Source organism: Pseudoalteromonas sp. SM9913 (genome assembly GCF_000184065.1).
Classification (GTDB): Bacteria; Pseudomonadota; Gammaproteobacteria; order Enterobacterales; family Alteromonadaceae; genus Pseudoalteromonas; species Pseudoalteromonas tetraodonis.
The window spans coordinates 324,993-343,791 of sequence record NC_014803.1 but is presented as its reverse complement, the minus strand read 5'-3'; the positions used below and the strand labels follow the sequence as shown (position 1 = coordinate 343,791).

Sequence of the window (18,799 nt, the reverse complement as noted above, 5' to 3'; positions counted from 1 at the left end):
CACACAACATAAACGCAGCCTTAAATACATCCGCAGTACAGTACATGATCAAAATTATATACTGTCTTATTGTACATTTATAGGGAGTGTTCACACCACGATAACTAAATTACATACCCATACTATCTAGGCTGGTATTCAACCTAGATAAGCTTAAATATTTAGTCTATTTGGATTTTAGGTGTGACAAAAATCAGCAGTTCGCGCTTTTCATTGAACTCGCTTGTGCTTTTAAATAGTCTTCCTACGTAAGGAAGGTCGCCCAATAAAGGTACTTTTTTGGTCGAATTAATAATTTGCTGTTGGAAAATACCACCCAACACTACCGTTTGTCCATTCTCAACGAGTACTTGAGTCTCAATTTGTTGCGTATCGATGGCAACCGCTGGGCCTGTACCTGTTTGAACCGTATCCCCTCGGGTATCTTGAGTAATGATTAAATTTAAAATAACTTTGTTATCGGGTGTGATATGAGGTGTCACCTCTAGGCTTAGTACCGCCTTTTTAAAACTTACGGTTGTTGCACCACTTGAAGCTGACTCCACATACGGGATCTCAGTACCTTGTTCAATACGCGCTTTTTGCTGATTAGCAGCAGTAATGCGTGGGCTTGCAATGATTTCACCTTTGTTTTCTTCTTCAAGGGCGGTTAATTCTAAATCAATTAATGTTCCGTTAGCCAATTTAGCAATGTGCATACCTATACTTGCCGATGGATTCGCCACAGGTAAATTAACGTTAAGTCGATCAGAAAGGCTAGGAATATTACCATTAGAAATCGTTTCAGCTCCTTCTAATGTGCCAGAAACACCGTCTGAGCCTTGCTGATCACTAAACCCCCAACGAACCCCCAAGTCTTCAGTTACGTTGTCACGTACGGTTACCATACGCGCTTCAATAACCACTTGTTTAACCGGTATATCTAAAGTTTCGACCATACGACGAACACTTTCAATACTTTTTGCAGTGTCTTTCATTAATAACGTATTAGTACGTTGATCAACAGACACGCTCCCTCTGGCTGTAATAATACTGTTGGTATCTGTTTTTAATAAGTCGGCAAAATCTTCTGCTTTTGCATAATTTAAGCGGATGTATTCACTGTAAAGTGGCTCTAAATCCTCAACTTGCTGTTTAGCTTTTAACTCTTTTGCTTCACGGGCAGCCAGCTCTTCAGATGGTGCAACCATTAAAATAGAACCGTCCATGCGTTTGTCTAAGCCTTTTATTCTAAGCACGACATCTAACGCCTGATCCCACGGAACCCCATCAAGGCGAAGAGTAATATTGCCTGTCACTGAGTCGCTTGTTACCAAGTTAAAATCATTGTAACCGGCAATAATCTGTAATACAGCACGAACAGAGATATCTTGAAAATTAAGCGTCATAGGACGACCCAAGTACTCTTTACCACCATCTAAGTAGGCATTTTGCGTTTCATCTTTCTCAACCGTTAAGGTAAAAATATTCTCAATTTGCTGATAGGTATAGGCAAAAGCAGTGTTTGGTTCAATCACTAAACGTGTAAGGTTATCTTCTTTAAACGTTTCAATACTGCTCACCACAGTGCCAAAATCGAGTACATCTAATTCATACAATAAATCATCTAAAATATCGGTATGATGAAACTCGGCAATGATTTTTCCACCGCTTTCATGAACCTCTACAGCTGCCTGAGTATCTTGTAGATAAACAAGTACTTTCGCCTCACCTTTTTCTCCACGTCGAAAGTCAATTGCTTGAATACCGTTAATATAATTAGACGTGTAAGCAGGCTTATCTTCGCTGGTTGTTAAAATTTGCTCTGTGAGTGGGTTATCAGAAATTCTAATAGAAACTAAATTATTGTTTACTTCAGTCTCATAAATTTTTAATCGGTCCAAGTTAATGGTCACTTTTAAACCCGCACTGGTCATCATACTCGTGATGTTACTGATACCAGCTTGGTTGATAGCGATATTCGTCAACCCTTCATCTAATTCTACCCCATCGAATAGTAGCTCTATTCTTGCAGGGCTATTAAAAACTTGTACTGCTGGTTGCTGCTGCAACTCTTCATCAAAAACTAGCTGTAATTCGGTTTCACCTTTAAGCAATGGATTATATCGAACGTCATAGAGTAAAGGGGCTGCACTGACGGCTTTTGTCATTAGTAGTAAAAAAACAAACAATAAAGCAGATAAAATACGATGATGCGAACACTCACCTTTGTGCATATAGGGTATACCTTTTTTCTTATTAATTTGCGCCATTGGTTGCCGCCTCTAACATTTCTAATTTGGTCAAACGTTCTTTCCAACAACCTGACCCATCAGGGATTAATTCTACTAATTCAATATAGTCACTATTAACACTGCTTACTTTTCCGTCATAGGTGCCTAAATAGCTTCCTATTGTTACTCGGTGCAAGGTGTCATCAGCAGCTGTAATGAGCGCCCATGTTTTGCCGTTCGATCCTATTGTGCCCCTCATTGCTAAATTATCTAATGGGTACTTCTCCAGTGGCTGACGAACACGCTCTGGATCTGGGTGAAGACAGTTTTTAACTTGTGTTAGCTTGTTTTGAATAATTTCTGGTTCTGGCGCTACAAAAGGGCTACGTAAGTCTTTGGCGTTATACTCAAAGTGCTCAAACTTAACTAGCTCAGGTATTTTTTCAATACGTGCCGTGGTATTTGCCTTAACCTGATCAATAAATTCTTTTTGCTCCGATGTATCCTCGTTACAGCCACTGAGCAAAAACATCGCAGTGGTTAAAAAGAGAAGCTGCTTCATCATCTCACCCCCTCTTCATAACGGTAAGTTTTTGCTACTACACTGAATGTTAGCTGCTTTTCGCCAGATGATAAAATAGAAAAGTCATGTAAACTGACAATTCTTGGTAGTTGAGCCACTTTCCCTACAAATTCGCCAAACTCATGATAAGTACCTACCACTTCAATTTTAATTGGCAACTCGGTATAAAACTCTTTTTCAACTTCTGGCAACCAACCAATTTTTAAAAATGTTAACCCGCTGGTTGTACCCACATAAGAAAGGTCGTCCAATAATCCTGGCGTCTCATTTGAAGTAGGTAGGCGTTTTAATAATTGAGAGAATTTATCTTCCATCTCAACCATTTGCTCACGATAAATATCAAGCTTACTGGCAACTGCATATTTAGTTCGGTAGGTTGTGCGTAACTCAATTTCCTTAGCAACGGCATTGTGGTAGCTGTCTATTTCATCCGACACTAATAAGCTGTAGCTAAAAAACAACACCAAACAAGCTACAAAAGTTCCGCATATTGCTTTTACAATAACGGGCCACTCACCGATGTTATCGAGCTCGATTTCATTCCAATCGATTTCTGTAAACGATTTAAAATCAAGGTTCATTACGTACCTCACCTATTTTGCCAAATGGTTTTACGTAAAACTCCATATTAAAATCGCTGAGTAAACGTGAAGATTGATCGCCGGCAACAATACCTTGCATAGTCGGGCGCTCTAATAAGTAAGAGCTTTGTACCTGTCTGAGCATAGTAGATAAACGATTATTAGACTCACTTTTGCCTAACACATGAATTTGATTACCTTTGCGCTCCAGCTTGGTTAAATAAACCCCTGCAGGCACTATTTTTGCCACTTCATCCATTATTTGGGTGCCTAAATTACGGCTACTTTGTAACTCTTCAATTAAACGCATACGTTGTTGTAAGTTTTCTTTTTTCTTGTCTAGATCACGTATGTCGCGAATTTTATTGTCGAGCGTTGTAATTTCTGAACTAAGATAATTATTTTTTAACGTTTGCCCTTCTTTTAGAGCACCATAAAACACACTCAGCATATACATACCAGCAAAACAGACGATAACCACAGCCATAAGAAGTGTTATAAATTTCTTTTTAGACTGCTCACGCTGTAGCTCACGCCAAGGTAATAAATTTATATGTGGCATGATGAAAAGCTCCTCAACGCCAGGCCAGTCGCAATTGCAAATTGAGTGCGGTGGCGCTGTATTATATTACGATCAACTCTAGGGGATATTTCCATCTTATCAAATGGTTCAACAACAACTGTGTGTATTCCTAATTCTTCAATCAGCAATCTATCAATGCCTTTAATCATCGCTGAGCCGCCCGTCAATACAATATAGTCCAATTGTTCTTTACCTGTGGTGGTTAAAAACATTTGAACAGCACGACGAACCTGCTGGAGTAACGATGTTTGAAAAGGTGCTAACACTTCAAATGTATAGTTTGGAGGTAAATCACCGGTTGTTTTGCCAATTTCAGCTTCATCAAAGCCTTTGTTGTAGTAAGCAACGATACTATTTGTGTATTGGTCGCCACCAAATACTTGGTCACGGGTATAAATTGTCTCACCAGATTGCACTACACTCACCAAGGTGAGTACAGCACCAATATCAACCACTGCAACCGTTTTGTCATATGCATCTGATGGTAACTGTTGGTAGTAAACATCCATAGCGCGACTTAGCGCATAGCTTTCAACGTCCACTACTTTTGCGGTTAAATTCGCAGCACTTAACGCACCGACTCTGGCTTCAACGCTTTCGGTTCTAGCGGCAGAGAGCAGTACATTTATTTTGCTCGGGTCAGCACTATTTGTAGAGAGCTTTTCAAAATCAAGACTCACTTCATCTAGTGGGTAAGGAATTAAGCTGTCGGCTTCAATTTCAATCTGCGACTCTAATTCAGCGTCGCTTAAGGAAACATCCATGAAAATAACTTTGGTAATCACGGTTTGCCCAGAGACGGCAACAGACGCGAATTTTAGCGACTTTGGTAGCTTTCGTTTTAACTTGATTATCACATTACCAATTGCTTCAATATCTTGAATATTACGCTCGCTCATAGCGCCTTTTGGCATAGGTTCAATTGCAAGTGCTTCTAGTCGAAGCCCAGTTTCCGTTTCACTTAAAAGTACGGCCTTGATAGAGTGCGATCCAATATCAATACCTACCATCATTGGTGATGGTTTTTTTATTAGTTGACTTAGCATGTTTGCAACTTTGCCTTTGTTTTAATAATAAACAAGTTATAATTTATATCTTAAAAAATATTATTCAATTTTTAATCAATATATACTAGCAGTCTCAACCTGTAATTGGGAGTCCGTTTAGGGAAATATCAGTGATTTTATTAAAAAGAACTTTACAATTTTTGATCATTTGTGCATTACTTGCACTAATTACATTGCTCAGCCTTTATTACTACGTTAAATCCGATATTCCCAGCGTGCAAGTTTTAAAAAACGTGCAATTACAAACGCCTATGCAAGTATTTACTAAAGATGGGCTTTTAATCAACCAATTTGGTGAAAAAAGACGGATCCCTGTAACTATAGACCAAATTCCCCAGCCTTTATTGCAGGCTTTTTTGGCAACTGAAGATAACCGCTTTTACGATCATATCGGTATTGATCCAATTGGTATTGTGCGCTCAGCGCTAGTACTTATTTCTACTGGTGAGAAAAAGCAAGGTGCCAGTACTATTACCATGCAATTAGCTCGTAACTTCTTTTTAACACGAGAAAAAGCCTACATTCGTAAAGTAAAAGAAATATTTATTGCCATTCATATCGAAAACCTCCTCTCAAAAGATGAAATATTTGAGCTTTACCTGAATAAAATAGAATTAGGAAATCGTGCCTTTGGTATTGGTGCTGCGGCGCAAGTTTATTATGGTAAAGAACTAAAAGAGTTAACTCTTGCGCAAATGGCAATGATTGCTGGTTTACCAAAAGCCCCTTCGGCACTTAATCCTATTCGTAATCCAGAACGTGCTAAAGCAAGAAGAAATGTGGTGTTAGGAAGAATGCTTGAAGAGAAGTATATTTCAAGAGCGCAGTATAACGAAGCCACTAACCAACCAATTACCGCGTATTTTCATGGAGCTGAAATTGACTTATACGCGCCGTACATTTCAGAAATGGTACGAGCAGAAATGGTGTCACGCTACGGTATAGATAAAGCCTATAACTCAGGGTTTAAAGTGTACACTTCTGTTGAATCAGATGTTCAAAAAGCAGCACAAACAGCTCTAGTTAATAACCTGCATGCCTACGATATGCGCCATGGTTTTAGAGGCCCTGAAGCCATTTTATGGGATCCACAAACAGAGCCCACACCTTCTGATTCTGAGTTATTAAACACTTTAAAAGAGGCCAATGAACTAGGCCCTCTAAAAGCCGCTGCAGTTTTAAATGTATCCGACAAAAGCGCGGAAGTTATACTTAAAAGCGGCGAGCGCACAACCCTTACTTGGGATAACCTAAAATGGGCACGTAAGTTTATTACACGCTATCGCCAAAGCTTTGCGCCTGAAACAGCAAGCGATATACTAACGCCAGGCATGCAAATATGGCTGCGCAAAAATGATGACAACAGCTATATTTTAAGTCAAATACCTGAAGCGGCGAGCGCCATTGTTTCTTTAGACCCACAAGACGGGCGCATAAAAGCCATTGTTGGTGGATATAGTTTTGAACAAAGCCAATATAACCGAGCTGTACAAGCTAAACGCCAAGTAGGCTCAAATATTAAGCCGTTTATATATTCAGCTGCGCTTGAAAAAGGCTACACACTAGCGTCAATTTTAAATGATGCTCCTATAAATCAATGGGATAAGAGCCAAGGCGTTGCATGGCGACCAAAAAACAGCCCAGCTATTTATAATGGTCCAATTCGCATTCGTCGTGCTTTAGCCCAATCTAAGAATGTAATTTCCGTACGCTTATTAAGGGGCGTTGGACTGCAAAGAACAGCCGATCATTTATTAAAATTTGGTTTTGACGATAAAGATATAAATCGTAGTGAGTCACTGGCATTAGGCAGTGCATCCATTACGCCGCTTGAATTAGCTCGTGGGATGAGTGCTTTTGCTAATGGCGGTCACCTAATTGAGCCGTACTTTATTTCACAAATCCAAGATGCAATGGGTAATACGTTATTTAAAACCAATCCCACCATTATTTGTGATGATGAAACGACAACACCTAGCTCGCTAATGCTAGGTGAGCAAGTAGCACCAAATTGTGCGCCGCAGATCATCTCTAAACAAAATGCATTTTTAATTGCCAGCGCAATGAATAGTGCTATTTGGGGTGGCGGTAGCTGGTCACATAAAACCGGTTGGAGTGGAACAGGCTGGCGTGCACAAGCGCTAAAACGTCGCGATCTTTCTGGTAAAACAGGCACGACAAATGATTCTGTAGATACTTGGTTTAGTGGCTTTAACCGCGATGTGATGACATCAGTTTGGGTTGGCTTTGATAACCCAGGTAATACACTGGGACGCTCAACCTACAATAACAACTTAGGAAGTGGTCAAATATCAGGTGCTGAGTCAGGCGCAAAAACAGCTCAGCCTGCATGGGTTGATTTTATGCGCGCCGCACTGGATGGTAAACCTGCTGCGCCCATCGAACCACCTGAAGGCTTAGTTTCTATTCGTATTGATTTAGAAACCGGATTATTAAGTCATAAAAACGATTACACCAGCCGTTTTGAATACTTTGAAAAAGGCACCGCTCCTACCAAGTATGTGTTATCACAACCAAATGATATATTTGAAGAAAACACTAAAACTGAAGAAGAACTATTTTAAATATAGCGAACAGTAAAAAGGCCGCAAATTAGCGGCCTTTTTGATGGTCTAACTAATATTTTGTACCAACCAGTATAAGTCAGAGTGAACGCCAGCAGCAGTCACTTCTTTACCCGCACCGGGCCCTTGTATCACTAATGCGTTTTGGTTATACCACTGGGTATTAATCACAAAAATATTATCGCCAGGGGTCAAATTCGCAACCGCTTCGCTTTTTGGTACATAGGTAATCCCTACCTTAGCGTTTAGCGTGTTGTTTTCAAACTCTAATAACCCGGTGTAGCACAGTGCAGCATTTTGTTGCTGAGCCGCTTGCGCATGCTGCTCAATAAATGCATCTAAACGAGCCTTATTATCAATAAAGTCATTCCAGCTGCCTGCACTTAACTCATCGGGCATCAAAGCGGATAAAGAAATGTCATCAAGTTCCAATTCAATACCTAATTCACGCGCTAAAATAAGCAACTTACGTTGCATATCTCGTCCAGATAAGTCTTCTCGAGGATCAGGCTCTGTGAACCCCAAAGCTTGCGCTTCTAGAACTAAATCTGAAAACGCTTTACTGCCATCATACATACTGCATAACCATGATAGCGTGCCTGAAAACACGCCTTCTATTCGCGTTATTTTATCGCCACTATTTTGTAAATCAGCCAAGGCAAAATTAATCGGTAGTCCGGCCCCTACACTTGCATTATAACGCCAATGTAAGCCACGTTGAGCAAGGCTTTCACGTAGTGTTTGATACCACGAAAGCGATGCGGTTCCCGCGTATTTATTAGCACTAATTAGATGGCAGTTTAATTCAACTAACTTACTATAAAGCTGACTAAAATGTTCACTGGCGGTAATGTCGATCACTATTTTATGTTCATACTCAAGAGTATCTATGTATGACAATAAATCGGCTTGTTTATAGGAGCTTGCATGGTTTTCCCATTGAAGTTGCCAGCTTTCACAGTCTAATCCATTAGCATTCACCAGCATCTGCTCTGAGCGTAAAAGCGCTACTAACTTGACGTTAAAATCAGTTGATAAGCGTGCTAGTTGAGCAGGTAATTGGCGCATAAACTCAGCACCTACATTACCAAGTCCTGCAATAATTAAAGCTATTTCTTGTGCTTTATTAATGAGCTTGTCATGTAACAGGCTCAGCACATCACTTTCAAGTACTTGATCGGTTAATAGTAACGTATATCCCTCACCGTAATGGGTAAACCGAGGCTGTATAGATTGTGTTTGTAATAAGGCTTCACTTTGCTTAACAAGCGGCGCTACCTCTTGATCAGGTGCAATAATCGCCACCCCATTTAAGTTTGACTCACTAATATTGGCGCGGCCAGCAAAATAATTAGCCACCTGATGTGTCGCTGACGCAGGGACTAGTAAGTAGATTTCGCCTTCGTGTTCAAAGTGATGCAAACTATGCTGAATAAGTTGGCTAACATGTGCTACTTCGCCTTCACTCAGATCATCAACAATGAGTAAATCCACATTATTTACTGTGGTTAAAAAGCGTTTTTGTTTACTCATTCCTAGTTTAACTATTTCGGTATGACTGCCTTGAGGATCGTAACTACTGCGAACAACTAATTCTATATCGGTATCTTTTAATGGCGATAATGTTTTAGCGTGTAATACTGGATTACCTAACCTCGCTAATAAATTAGCTTGATCACGGCACACTCGCGCATACTTAACCGCATTAGCAACCTTACGCGGATCAGTACTAAAAACACCTTGAGTGTCAGTCCAAATAGAGACTTTTTTAGCATTGCAATACCGCGCTAATAAAGTGGCACTGTAATCACTGCCATTTCGCCCTAAGGTCACTGTTTCACTATGTAAATCAGCCGCAATAAACCCCGTAACTACATTAATTTTACTCGTCTGTATGGCTTTTAAGCACTGCTGCTGATTATTAGCATGCTGCAGCTGTCCGGCATCTAACGTAAATAACTGCCTAGCGTCATGGGCACAAGCGCTAACGTTAAGCTGTTCTAAGTAAGCGCTTAGTAACCTTGCAGACCACAATTCACCATGTGCTAATAACGCAGCTTCAGCTAATGTTCCTTGCTTAGCCTGCTTGGTAATAATACTGAGCTCAGTTTCAAGTAAATCAAGCGCATGGTGCTTAGCGTTAGCTATTAATAATTGCTCAATCAGAGCTATTTGATGGTTGCTCAATAGCAATACAATATCAGCAATAGCTTGAGTGTCTTGCTGTTGATAGCTTTGCCACAGTTTAACTAAGGTGTCGGTGGTTTTACCGGCAGCCGATACCACCACACAATCCCCAGCTTGAGCATGAGTTAAAATAATATTTGCGACACTTTTAAAGCGATCCGCTGAGCTTAAACTCGAACCACCAAATTTATGAACCTGATTTACCATATTAATACCGACTCGCATTTATGTTTTGTATTTTGAAGATTGGTATGCACTACCATAACGCCGGATGCGCCGCGTTTAACTTTGCTGAACCAAATGATTCACTAGCACCACTTTTTGCCGATAGGCCGGGATTGGCTTGCCCTGGGCGCACCAAATTAAATACCCTGTCTAAGTCAGCGAGTAAATCATTTACATCTTCAATACCCACCGAGATACGAATAAGCGTGTCGCCTACTCCGGCTTCTGCACGCGCGGTTGCGTCCATGCCGGCGTGGGTCATAGTCGCAGGGTGACAAATCAAACTTTCTACTCCACCTAATGATTCCGCTAAGCTAAATTCATTTAAGCGCGTTAAAAACGCTGCAGCATCGTTTATATCGCCTTTTATATCAAAACTAACCATAGCACCAAAGCCAAGCTGCTGCGCCTTAGCTAGCGCATGTTGAGGGTGTGATTCAAGACCTGGGTAGTAAACTTGGGCAACAAACTGGGAGCGTTCTAAATACTGTGCAATGGCGAGTGCATTTTCTTGGTGTTGCCTTAAACGCACGTTTAACGTACGTAAGCCTCTGAGCGTTAAATAGCTATCAAATGGCGCGCCAGTGATGCCAATGTTATTTGCCCACCACGCTAACTCTTCACCTAACTCAGCAGTCGCTGCGATAACCGCGCCACCAACAACGTCTGAATGGCCATTGATATATTTTGTGGTTGAGTGCACCACAATATCAGCGCCAAACTTAATCGGGTTTTGTAATGCTGGCGATAAAAACGTGTTGTCGGCGGCAACCAGTGCACCACACTGTTTAGCTGTATCAGTTACCGCTTTAATATCTGTTAGGCGTAAAATAGGATTGCTAGGTGTTTCAATCCAAATCAGCTTAGGTTTAATAGCAAGGATGCGTGTCAAACTGTCGCTTTTGGTAAAATCGACCACTTCTAGTTTTAATAAGCCGCGCTTTTCTAGCGAAGTAAATAAGCGATAGCTGCCCCCATAACAGTCATGAGGGATCACTAACGTATCGTCACTATTAAGTAATTGTGTTGTTAGGTGAACGGCTGCCATGCCTGTTGCGGTAATAATGCCTTTAGCGCCACCTTCAAGCTCCGTGAGCGCCTCAGCCAAAATGTCACGATTGGGGTTACCACTGCGGCCATAATCATATTGGCGCTTTGTATCAAAGTCAGCAAATGAGTAAGTTGTTGATAAATAAAGCGGTGGAACAACCGCACCATGCTGTTTGTCGGCTTCTATTCCACTACGAACAGCAATTGTTGCCTTATTTTTTTCACTCATTTTCGCTACCTTTACTAATTTGGATGTTTAGACGTCTAAAATGTAGCGCATGCAATTTAAGATGTCAAAACATTTAAATGTCTAGATAGCTAAATAACTAGTATTTGACTATCTTTTTTAAACCGATAGAATTTCACGCATATTTACACGCTTTGATGCTGTGTGAGCAATTTATAATCTGAGGCAACGATACATCTTATGGCTAAATGGAATGGTGAATATATTCACCCATACGCAGAACACGGGAAAAAATCCGAACAAGTAAAGAAGATCACCGTTTCGATCCCGCTAAATGTATTAAAAGTATTAACTGATGAACGTACTCGTCGTCAAATAAACAACTTACGTCATGCAACAAATAGCGAGCTTTTATGCGAAGCGTTTTTGCATGCGTTTACCGGGCAACCGCTGCCTAATGATGATGATTTGCGTAAAGATAACGCAGAAAAAGTACCTGAAGAAGTGAAGAAAATAATGCAAGAAATGGGACTAGAAGTGCCTATTTTAAATGAAGACTAGAAGGGTCTTTATACAAAAAAACCTCAGCAAATAGCTGAGGTTTTTTTTGCGCTAATTTACACTTAACAATTACGCCATGTAGTTTTCTGGCATATCAATTTGTGCAACGCCAGAGTCTACCGCCGCCTGCGCAACCGCTTTAGCTATACGTGGTAACAAACGTGGATCCATTGGTTTTGGTATAATATATTTAGCACCAAACTCTAATTTGTCGATGCCTGCGGCAGTAAGCACTTCAGTTGGCACGGGCTCTTTAGCAATACTGCGAATTGCTTCTACAGCAGCAATTTTCATCTCGTCGTTTATTTCACTGGCACGTACATCTAACGCACCACGGAAAATAAACGGAAAACACAATACGTTATTAACTTGATTCGGATAATCAGAGCGACCTGTAGCCATAATTAAATCGTTACGTGCAGCGTGTGCTAATTGCGGATCGATTTCAGGATCGGGGTTTGAACAAGCAAATACCACGGGTCTATCAGCCATTAATTTTAAATCTTCAGGGGCTAATAAGTTAGGGCCCGATACACCCACAAACACATCGGCATCTTCAATTACATCTTGTAAAGTACGTTTATCGGTATTGTTTGCAAATAATTGCTTATATTCATTCAAGTCATCACGACGCGTATGAATAACTCCTTTGCGATCTAACATATAAATATGTTCACGCAACGCGCCACATTTAATTAAAAGCTCCATACAGGCAACAGCTGCAGCGCCGGCACCTAAACATACAATAATTGCATCTTCAATTGCTTTGCCCTGTACTTCCAGCGCGTTTAGCATACCCGCAGCCGTTACAATAGCCGTACCATGCTGATCATCATGAAAAACAGGAATGCTACAACGCTCTATAAGCGCTTTTTCTATTTCAAAACACTCGGGCGCTTTAATATCTTCTAAATTAATTCCACCAAAGGTGTCGGCAATATTAGCCACCGTGTTAATAAAGTCTTCGGTAGTACGGTGCTTAACTTCAATATCTATAGAGTCTAACCCTGCAAAACGCTTAAATAGTAGCGCTTTACCTTCCATAACGGGTTTTGAAGCCAGTGGACCTAAATTACCTAAGCCTAAAATTGCGGTGCCGTTAGTAATAACCGCAACCATATTTCCTTTACCAGTATATTTGTAGGCATTTGCTGGATCAGCGGCAATTTCACGAACAGGTTCTGCGACACCCGGGCTGTATGCGAGCGCGAGGTCTTTAACCGTCTCAGCGGGCTTGGTCAGCTCAATACTGATTTTACCTGGAACGGGATGGGCATGGTAATGTAGTGCTTGTTCACGAAAATCTGACATAACGCGATTATATCCTGCAATTTAAGTTAAAGTGAGAGGTAGTTTTAATCTACGATACCTTTATTATTTTTAAATTCCAAGCAATATCAGGTCTATCCTGTTATATGCTAGAACTGTTAATTTTAAGTGATTTATCAGCAACTTCCCTAGATTATCCTGACATTTTTAAAATATAAATTCGTCATAAAAATGAAAAATACAGGTACTTTTTGCCCTTGTTCTATTTTTATAAAGCGTATTTTTTAGTCTTAAATTAAAATAGTGAAATACCGAATTTTATTTAACTTTAAACACAAATAACCTCACGTTACCTGCATTTGAGTACCATCTTTAAAGTTTAACAAATAAAAATATAGAGAATATTGGCTGTTTTGTCTGCAAATGTTTATGCATACTCAGAATAAGAACAGGAAATAGTTATGCAAAAAAAATAAATACAAAATTGCTAAGAAAGCAGGTAGGAAAGTAAATTTTGGCCACAAAAAAAGCACCCTAAGGTGCTTTTTTTACATAGAAACAAAAAATTATTTTTTGCTGCTAAGTGCACCGAAGCGCTTGTTGAAGCGATCAACACGGCCGCCAGTGTCTAAAATCTTTTGCTTACCAGTGTAAAACGGGTGACACGCAGAACATACGTCTAAGTGAATGTCTTTACACAGAGTAGAACGAGTTTCGAATTTGTTTCCGCATGAACAAGTTGCAGAAATTACTTCGTACTTAGGGTGAATACCTTCTTTCATAGGAACCTCTAGTTAAGGCCGCATCGCTCTCCAAACCCGAAGTCTGGCACCATACGTCGTTAAAACAAATTTATTGGTCGCGAATTTTATCCAACAACCCGCACGCACACAAGCTTTAATTACCCTTTTTGCTAAAAAGTCGGCAAACACCTATTCATTACTGATTTGTCGGTAGGCTTTTAATGCTATTTTTAGTACATTAAACCATTACGTTAATTGGTTGAGTTGTTATGCGTTTTGCTGAAGTTGCAATAAAAGTCCCCTTGCCTCGCACCTTTGATTATAAAGTGGATGAGCAATTAGTACCTCTGACTCAATTACAGCCTGGTATGCGCGTGTTAGTCCCTTTTGGTAATCAACGTAAAGTAGCGGTTATTCTTAGCTTAAAAACGGAAACAGCAGTCCCCGAAGGCAAAATAAAATCTATTATTGAAGTTATTGACGACTCACCGGTGTTATCTGCGCAGCATTTAGAGCTACTGAAATTTACAGCGCGTTATTATTGCTATCCACTCGGTGAAACTATTCATATTGCATTGCCCAGTGCACTGCGCCAAGGTGAGTGCCCTGATAAAACCAGTATAAACATGGTGACATTAAGCGAAAAGGGAGCATTTTTACCGTCTTTAAAAGCTAAAACACAGCTTAATTTGCTTAAGCAATTATCAGCATCAGGTAAATCATCATTAACCGAACTCAAAGCTCTCGGGTTTAATAAAAAAACCATTGATACCCTTTTAGATAAAAAGCTAATAGTTCAAACCATTGAGCACGACAATCAATGGCAACATACCTCGCCAACGGTTGGCAGCAAACCCCGTTTAAATAAAGAGCAAGCCATTGCCTGCACTGCAATTAATCAAAGTACGGGGTTTAATAGTTTTTTGCTAGAAGGTGTCACTGGCAGCGGAAAAACCGAAGTTTACCTGCAATGCCTAGAAGAAGTATTAAAACGTGGCGAACAGGCGTTAGTGCTCGTTCCTGAAATCGGGCTAACGCCTCAAACGGTCAATCGTTTTAGACGTCGCTTTCCTGACACTCCTATTATGTTATGGCACTCGGCATTAACCGATAACGAACGTCTACAAACATGGCGTTTTTGCGAAAAAGGCAGTTGTGCCATTGTTATAGGCACCCGTTCGAGTATTTTTCTGCCATTTTTAAAGCTTGGGATGATTGTGGTTGATGAGGAGCATGATGCCTCATTTAAACAACAAGACACTTTACGCTACCATGCCCGTGATTTAGCTGCGTATCGTGCCTATCAGCATCAAATTCCACTTATTTTGGGTAGCGCTACGCCAGCACTAGAAACACTGCATAAAGCTATTAATAACAAATACCAGTTGCTTACATTAAGTGAGCGCGCACAAACCGCCACCGATAATCAGTTTAAGCTGCTCGACATGAAAGGTCAGCCTGATCGAGCCGGTATTGCACATGCCAGTCTTGCAATAATGCGCCAGCACCTGAATAGGGGAAAGCAGGTGATGGTATTTTTAAATCGCCGTGGGTTTTCTCCTACTTTGATTTGTCATGAATGTGGTTGGTTGAGTGAATGTAACCGCTGCAGCACCAGTGCGACTTTTCATAAGGCAATAGGCCAAATGATTTGCCACCATTGTGGCGATCAATATCATGTACCGCATCAATGCCCTGACTGTGGTAGTACGCAAATCTTTCCTAACGGCAAAGGCACCGAGCAAATAGAAGAGTTTTTGAGTAGTGAATTTGCAGACACCCCGATCAGCCGTATCGACCGTGATTCAACTCGGCGTAAAGGTAGCCTTGAAAAAGCACTGGATGAAATAAATCAAGGCGGCGCACGTATTTTAGTTGGTACGCAAATGCTGGCAAAAGGTCACCATTTTGCTGATGTTAGCTTAGTACTTATTTTAGATGTCGATAGTGGTTTGTATTCGTGTGACTTTAGGGCTACTGAGCATTTAGCACAATTAGTAACACAAGTTGCAGGACGCGCGGGACGTTCTGGCGAGCCCGGTGAAGTATTATTACAAACGCACTTTCCTGAGCACCCGTTATTACAAGACTTAGTTAATAATGGCTATCAAGATTTTGCCCGCTTTGCACTCACTGAGCGAAGTGATGCACAGTTGCCACCTATTACGAGTATGGCAATTGTTCGCGCACAAGGGCATAACATAAAGCAAGTCGTCGACTTTCTAACGGATTTGGTTCCTGTCAATGGGGTATCTGGTATACAATTGCTCGGACCGATCCCCGCGCCTTTAGAAAAAATTGCGGGAATGTATCGTTTTCAATTACATATTCAAGCGCAAGATCGACGCATACTACATCAGTATCTCGCGCAAATGGTTGATTATCTCAGCACTAGCAAACTTGCACAAAAAGTTCGCTGGAGTTTAGACGTAGACCCTACAGACATGATTTAGGTAAGGCCACATATAACACCATGGCACAGCACGATTATATTAATAAAAAACCAAAAAATAGAAAAAACACTAAACAAGAGCCGGCTAAAAAACCCTTCCCGTTTTTGTTAATCATTATTGCCTTGTTACTAATCGGTGGTTTTGCATACGGACTCTGGTTTGTTAAAAACAATGCCGATCCAGAGCTTGTTGAAAAGCAAGCAAATCCAACACCCGAAAAACAAGTAGAAATAGCTAAACCGCGGCCACCTAAATTTATTAAAGAAATTAAAGAGCATGAGATTCAGGTTGAAGTAAAAGAACTTGAACAAAAAGGCCCTTATGTCATGCAATGTGGTTCATTTAGAACCCATCAGCAAGCTGAAACCTTAAAAGCTAAAATAGCGTTTGCAGGATTAATTTCAGAAATCAAAAAAACCACAGGCAGCAATGGTATTTGGTACAAAGTGCGTTTAGGGCCTTATGAAACCAAGCGTCATGCAGAAAGTGACAAGAACAAACTTAAACGAATTAATATTGTCGGCTGCGGAATTTGGGGCTGGACTTGAATTTAAACCATTCACCCATATAACCTCTTCATAATCGTTTTTTACGCGCTGCCCCTTGCAGCGCGATGATGAGGAATAACATGACTACAATCGTAAGTGTACGCCGTGATGACAAAGTTGTTATTGGTGGTGACGGCCAAGTATCTCTTGGTAACACAGTAATGAAGGGCAATGCCCGAAAAGTTCGACGCCTTTATAATGGCAAAGTTATCGCTGGGTTTGCTGGCGGCACTGCTGATGCCTTTACTCTTTTCGAACGTTTTGAAAGCAAACTAGAAATGCACCAAGGTAACCTCACTAAAGCTGCTGTAGAAATGGCTAAAGATTGGCGTAGCGATCGTGCTCTGCGTAAACTTGAAGCTTTACTTGCTGTTGCTGATGAAACAGCTTCGCTAATTATCACCGGCAACGGTGACGTGGTGCAACCAGAAAACGACCTAATCGCAATTGGCAGCGGCGGTAACTTTGCGCAATCAGCTGCAACCGCCTTATTAGAAAATACCGACTTAAGTGCTCGTGAAATTGTAGAGAAAAGTCTAACAATTGCTGGCAACATCTGTGTATTTACGAATAACTTCCAAACTATCGAAGAATTGTAATAGGAACTCGCTATGTCTGATATGACCCCAAGAGAAATTGTTCATGAGCTAGACCAACATATTATTGGCCAAGCTAAAGCGAAAAAAGCGGTTGCTATTGCCCTTCGTAATCGCTGGCGCCGTATGCAGTTAAACGAAGACTTACGCGCAGAAGTAACGCCAAAAAATATCTTAATGATTGGCCCTACGGGTGTAGGTAAAACTGAGATTGCTCGTCGTTTAGCAAAGCTTGCCAACGCACCTTTTATTAAAGTTGAAGCCACTAAATTTACAGAAGTAGGTTATGTCGGCAAAGAAGTTGAAACTATCATCCGTGATTTAGTTGATGTTTCAATTAAAATGACACGAGAGCAACAAACTAAAAAGTTCAAACATCGCGCTGAAGAAGCGGCTGAAGAACGTATATTAGATGTATTACTGCCTCCAGCGAAAGATCAATACGGTGAAGTTCAGCGCGATGAAAATTCATCGACACGCCAATCGTTTCGTAAAAAGTTACGCGAAGGCCAATTAGATGACAAAGAAATTGATATTGATTTAGCCCAAGCTCAACCTAATATTGAAATTATGGCTCCTCCTGGTATGGAAGAAATGACCAACCAGTTACAGGGAATGTTTCAAAACATGGGTGGTGATAAACGCACTAAGCGTAAGCTTAAAATTAAAGAAGCGTTTAAGTTACTTACTGAAGAAGAAGCCGGTAAACTGGTTAATCCTGAAGAATTAAAAGAACAGGCCATTTTTGCAGTAGAGCAAAACGGCATTGTGTTTATTGATGAAATAGACAAAATTTGTAAACGTGGTGAAGCCTCTGGCCCAGATGTAAGTCGTGAAGGTGTACAACGTGATTTACTTCCGCTTATTGAAGGCTCTACCGTTAATACTAAGCACGGCATGGTAAAAACTGACCACATGTTGTTTATTGCCTCAGGCGCATTCCAAATGTCTAAACCATCAGACATGATCCCTGAGTTACAAGGCCGTTTACCTATTCGTGTTGAACTTGAAGCACTCACAGCCGATGACTTTAAACGTATATTAACTGAGCCACACGCGTCACTTACTGAGCAACAACGCGAGCTACTCAAAACAGAGCAAGTCGCTATTGAATTTAGCGACGACGCAATTGAGCGTATTGCTAAGGCAGCATGGCAAGTAAACGAAAAAACCGAAAATATCGGTGCGCGTCGCCTTCATACAGTTATGGAAAGGCTAATGGAAGAGATTTCATATGACGCTTCTGAAAAAGCGGGTTCAAGTCTTGTTATCGATGCCGCCTACGTTGAAAAACACTTAGGTGCGCTAGTTGAAGATGAAGACTTAAGTCGTTTTATTCTTTAATTGAAAACACAAACAGTTATACTA

The 18,799-nt window shown here is 40.7% G+C and carries 15 protein-coding genes; 6 read left to right on the top strand and 9 right to left on the bottom strand.

The window, feature by feature from the left end:
• Positions 1–161: 161 nt before the first annotated feature.
• From PSM_RS01540 to PSM_RS01520, 5 genes are read right to left on the bottom strand one after another with little or no spacing between them, the layout of a single operon-like run.
• Positions 162–2,252 carry a type IV pilus secretin PilQ gene (locus PSM_RS01540; protein WP_013463907.1) on the bottom strand — a complete coding sequence of 697 codons (2,091 nt, stop codon included), beginning with the start codon at positions 2,250–2,252 and terminating at the stop codon, positions 162–164.
• The gene (locus tag PSM_RS01535) at positions 2,239–2,775 is read right to left on the bottom strand and encodes a pilus assembly protein PilP (RefSeq protein WP_008115036.1); all 537 of its coding nucleotides are present in this window, start codon (positions 2,773–2,775) and stop codon (positions 2,239–2,241) included. Before PSM_RS01535 ends, PSM_RS01540 begins: the two co-directional genes overlap by 14 nt.
• A complete protein-coding gene (locus tag PSM_RS01530) occupies positions 2,775–3,377 on the bottom strand; it encodes a type 4a pilus biogenesis protein PilO (protein ID WP_008115035.1) in 603 nt (200 codons plus the stop codon). The genes PSM_RS01535 and PSM_RS01530 overlap by 1 nt, the downstream gene beginning before the upstream one ends.
• Entirely contained in the window at positions 3,367–3,939 is a 573-nt protein-coding gene (locus tag PSM_RS01525) for a PilN domain-containing protein (protein WP_008115031.1), read from the bottom strand. The genes PSM_RS01530 and PSM_RS01525 overlap by 11 nt, the downstream gene beginning before the upstream one ends.
• Positions 3,927–5,006, bottom strand: coding sequence for a pilus assembly protein PilM (locus PSM_RS01520; protein ID WP_013463905.1), 1,080 nt, complete (start codon positions 5,004–5,006; stop codon positions 3,927–3,929). Before PSM_RS01520 ends, PSM_RS01525 begins: the two co-directional genes overlap by 13 nt.
• Positions 5,007–5,137: 131 nt before the next feature.
• On the opposite strand from PSM_RS01520, the gene PSM_RS01515 reads away from it, so the two are divergent.
• Positions 5,138–7,612 carry a penicillin-binding protein 1A gene (locus PSM_RS01515; RefSeq protein WP_013463904.1) on the top strand — a complete coding sequence of 825 codons (2,475 nt, stop codon included), beginning with the start codon at positions 5,138–5,140 and terminating at the stop codon, positions 7,610–7,612.
• A 48-nt stretch (positions 7,613–7,660) separates the two neighbouring features.
• Here PSM_RS01515 and metL read toward each other — a convergent pair whose 3' ends face one another.
• The gene (metL, locus tag PSM_RS01510) at positions 7,661–10,006 is read right to left on the bottom strand and encodes a bifunctional aspartate kinase/homoserine dehydrogenase II (protein WP_013463903.1); all 2,346 of its coding nucleotides are present in this window, start codon (positions 10,004–10,006) and stop codon (positions 7,661–7,663) included.
• 49 nt (positions 10,007–10,055) lie between these two features.
• Positions 10,056–11,303 carry a cystathionine gamma-synthase gene (gene metB / locus PSM_RS01505; RefSeq protein WP_013463902.1) on the bottom strand — a complete coding sequence of 416 codons (1,248 nt, stop codon included), beginning with the start codon at positions 11,301–11,303 and terminating at the stop codon, positions 10,056–10,058.
• 198 nt (positions 11,304–11,501) lie between these two features.
• Between metB and metJ the strand changes: the two genes are divergently transcribed.
• Positions 11,502–11,822: a met regulon transcriptional regulator MetJ gene (metJ, locus tag PSM_RS01500; RefSeq protein WP_008115021.1), complete on the top strand. Its 321-nt coding sequence runs from the start codon at positions 11,502–11,504 to the stop codon at positions 11,820–11,822.
• 69 nt (positions 11,823–11,891) lie between these two features.
• Here metJ and PSM_RS01495 read toward each other — a convergent pair whose 3' ends face one another.
• Together PSM_RS01495 and rpmE are read right to left on the bottom strand one after the other, a co-directional pair.
• Positions 11,892–13,133: a malic enzyme-like NAD(P)-binding protein gene (locus tag PSM_RS01495; protein ID WP_013463901.1), complete on the bottom strand. Its 1,242-nt coding sequence runs from the start codon at positions 13,131–13,133 to the stop codon at positions 11,892–11,894.
• A 524-nt stretch (positions 13,134–13,657) separates the two neighbouring features.
• Entirely contained in the window at positions 13,658–13,873 is a 216-nt protein-coding gene (rpmE, locus tag PSM_RS01490) for a 50S ribosomal protein L31 (protein WP_008115018.1), read from the bottom strand.
• Between the two features lie 230 nt (positions 13,874–14,103).
• Here rpmE and priA point away from each other — a divergent pair, with 230 nt between their 5' ends.
• The 4 genes from priA (at position 14,104) to hslU (ending at position 18,775) form a co-directional block, all read left to right on the top strand.
• On the top strand, positions 14,104–16,287 hold the full coding sequence (gene priA / locus PSM_RS01485) for a primosomal protein N' (protein ID WP_013463900.1): 2,184 nt from the start codon (positions 14,104–14,106) through the stop codon (positions 16,285–16,287).
• Positions 16,288–16,307: 20 nt separating this feature from the next.
• Positions 16,308–16,835: an SPOR domain-containing protein gene (locus PSM_RS01480; RefSeq protein WP_008115014.1), complete on the top strand. Its 528-nt coding sequence runs from the start codon at positions 16,308–16,310 to the stop codon at positions 16,833–16,835.
• Between the two features lie 80 nt (positions 16,836–16,915).
• On the top strand, positions 16,916–17,434 hold the full coding sequence (gene hslV, locus PSM_RS01475) for an ATP-dependent protease subunit HslV (RefSeq protein WP_008115012.1): 519 nt from the start codon (positions 16,916–16,918) through the stop codon (positions 17,432–17,434).
• Between the two features lie 12 nt (positions 17,435–17,446).
• The gene (gene hslU, locus PSM_RS01470) at positions 17,447–18,775 is read left to right on the top strand and encodes an HslU--HslV peptidase ATPase subunit (RefSeq protein WP_013463899.1); all 1,329 of its coding nucleotides are present in this window, start codon (positions 17,447–17,449) and stop codon (positions 18,773–18,775) included.
• Positions 18,776–18,799 lie beyond the last annotated feature (24 nt).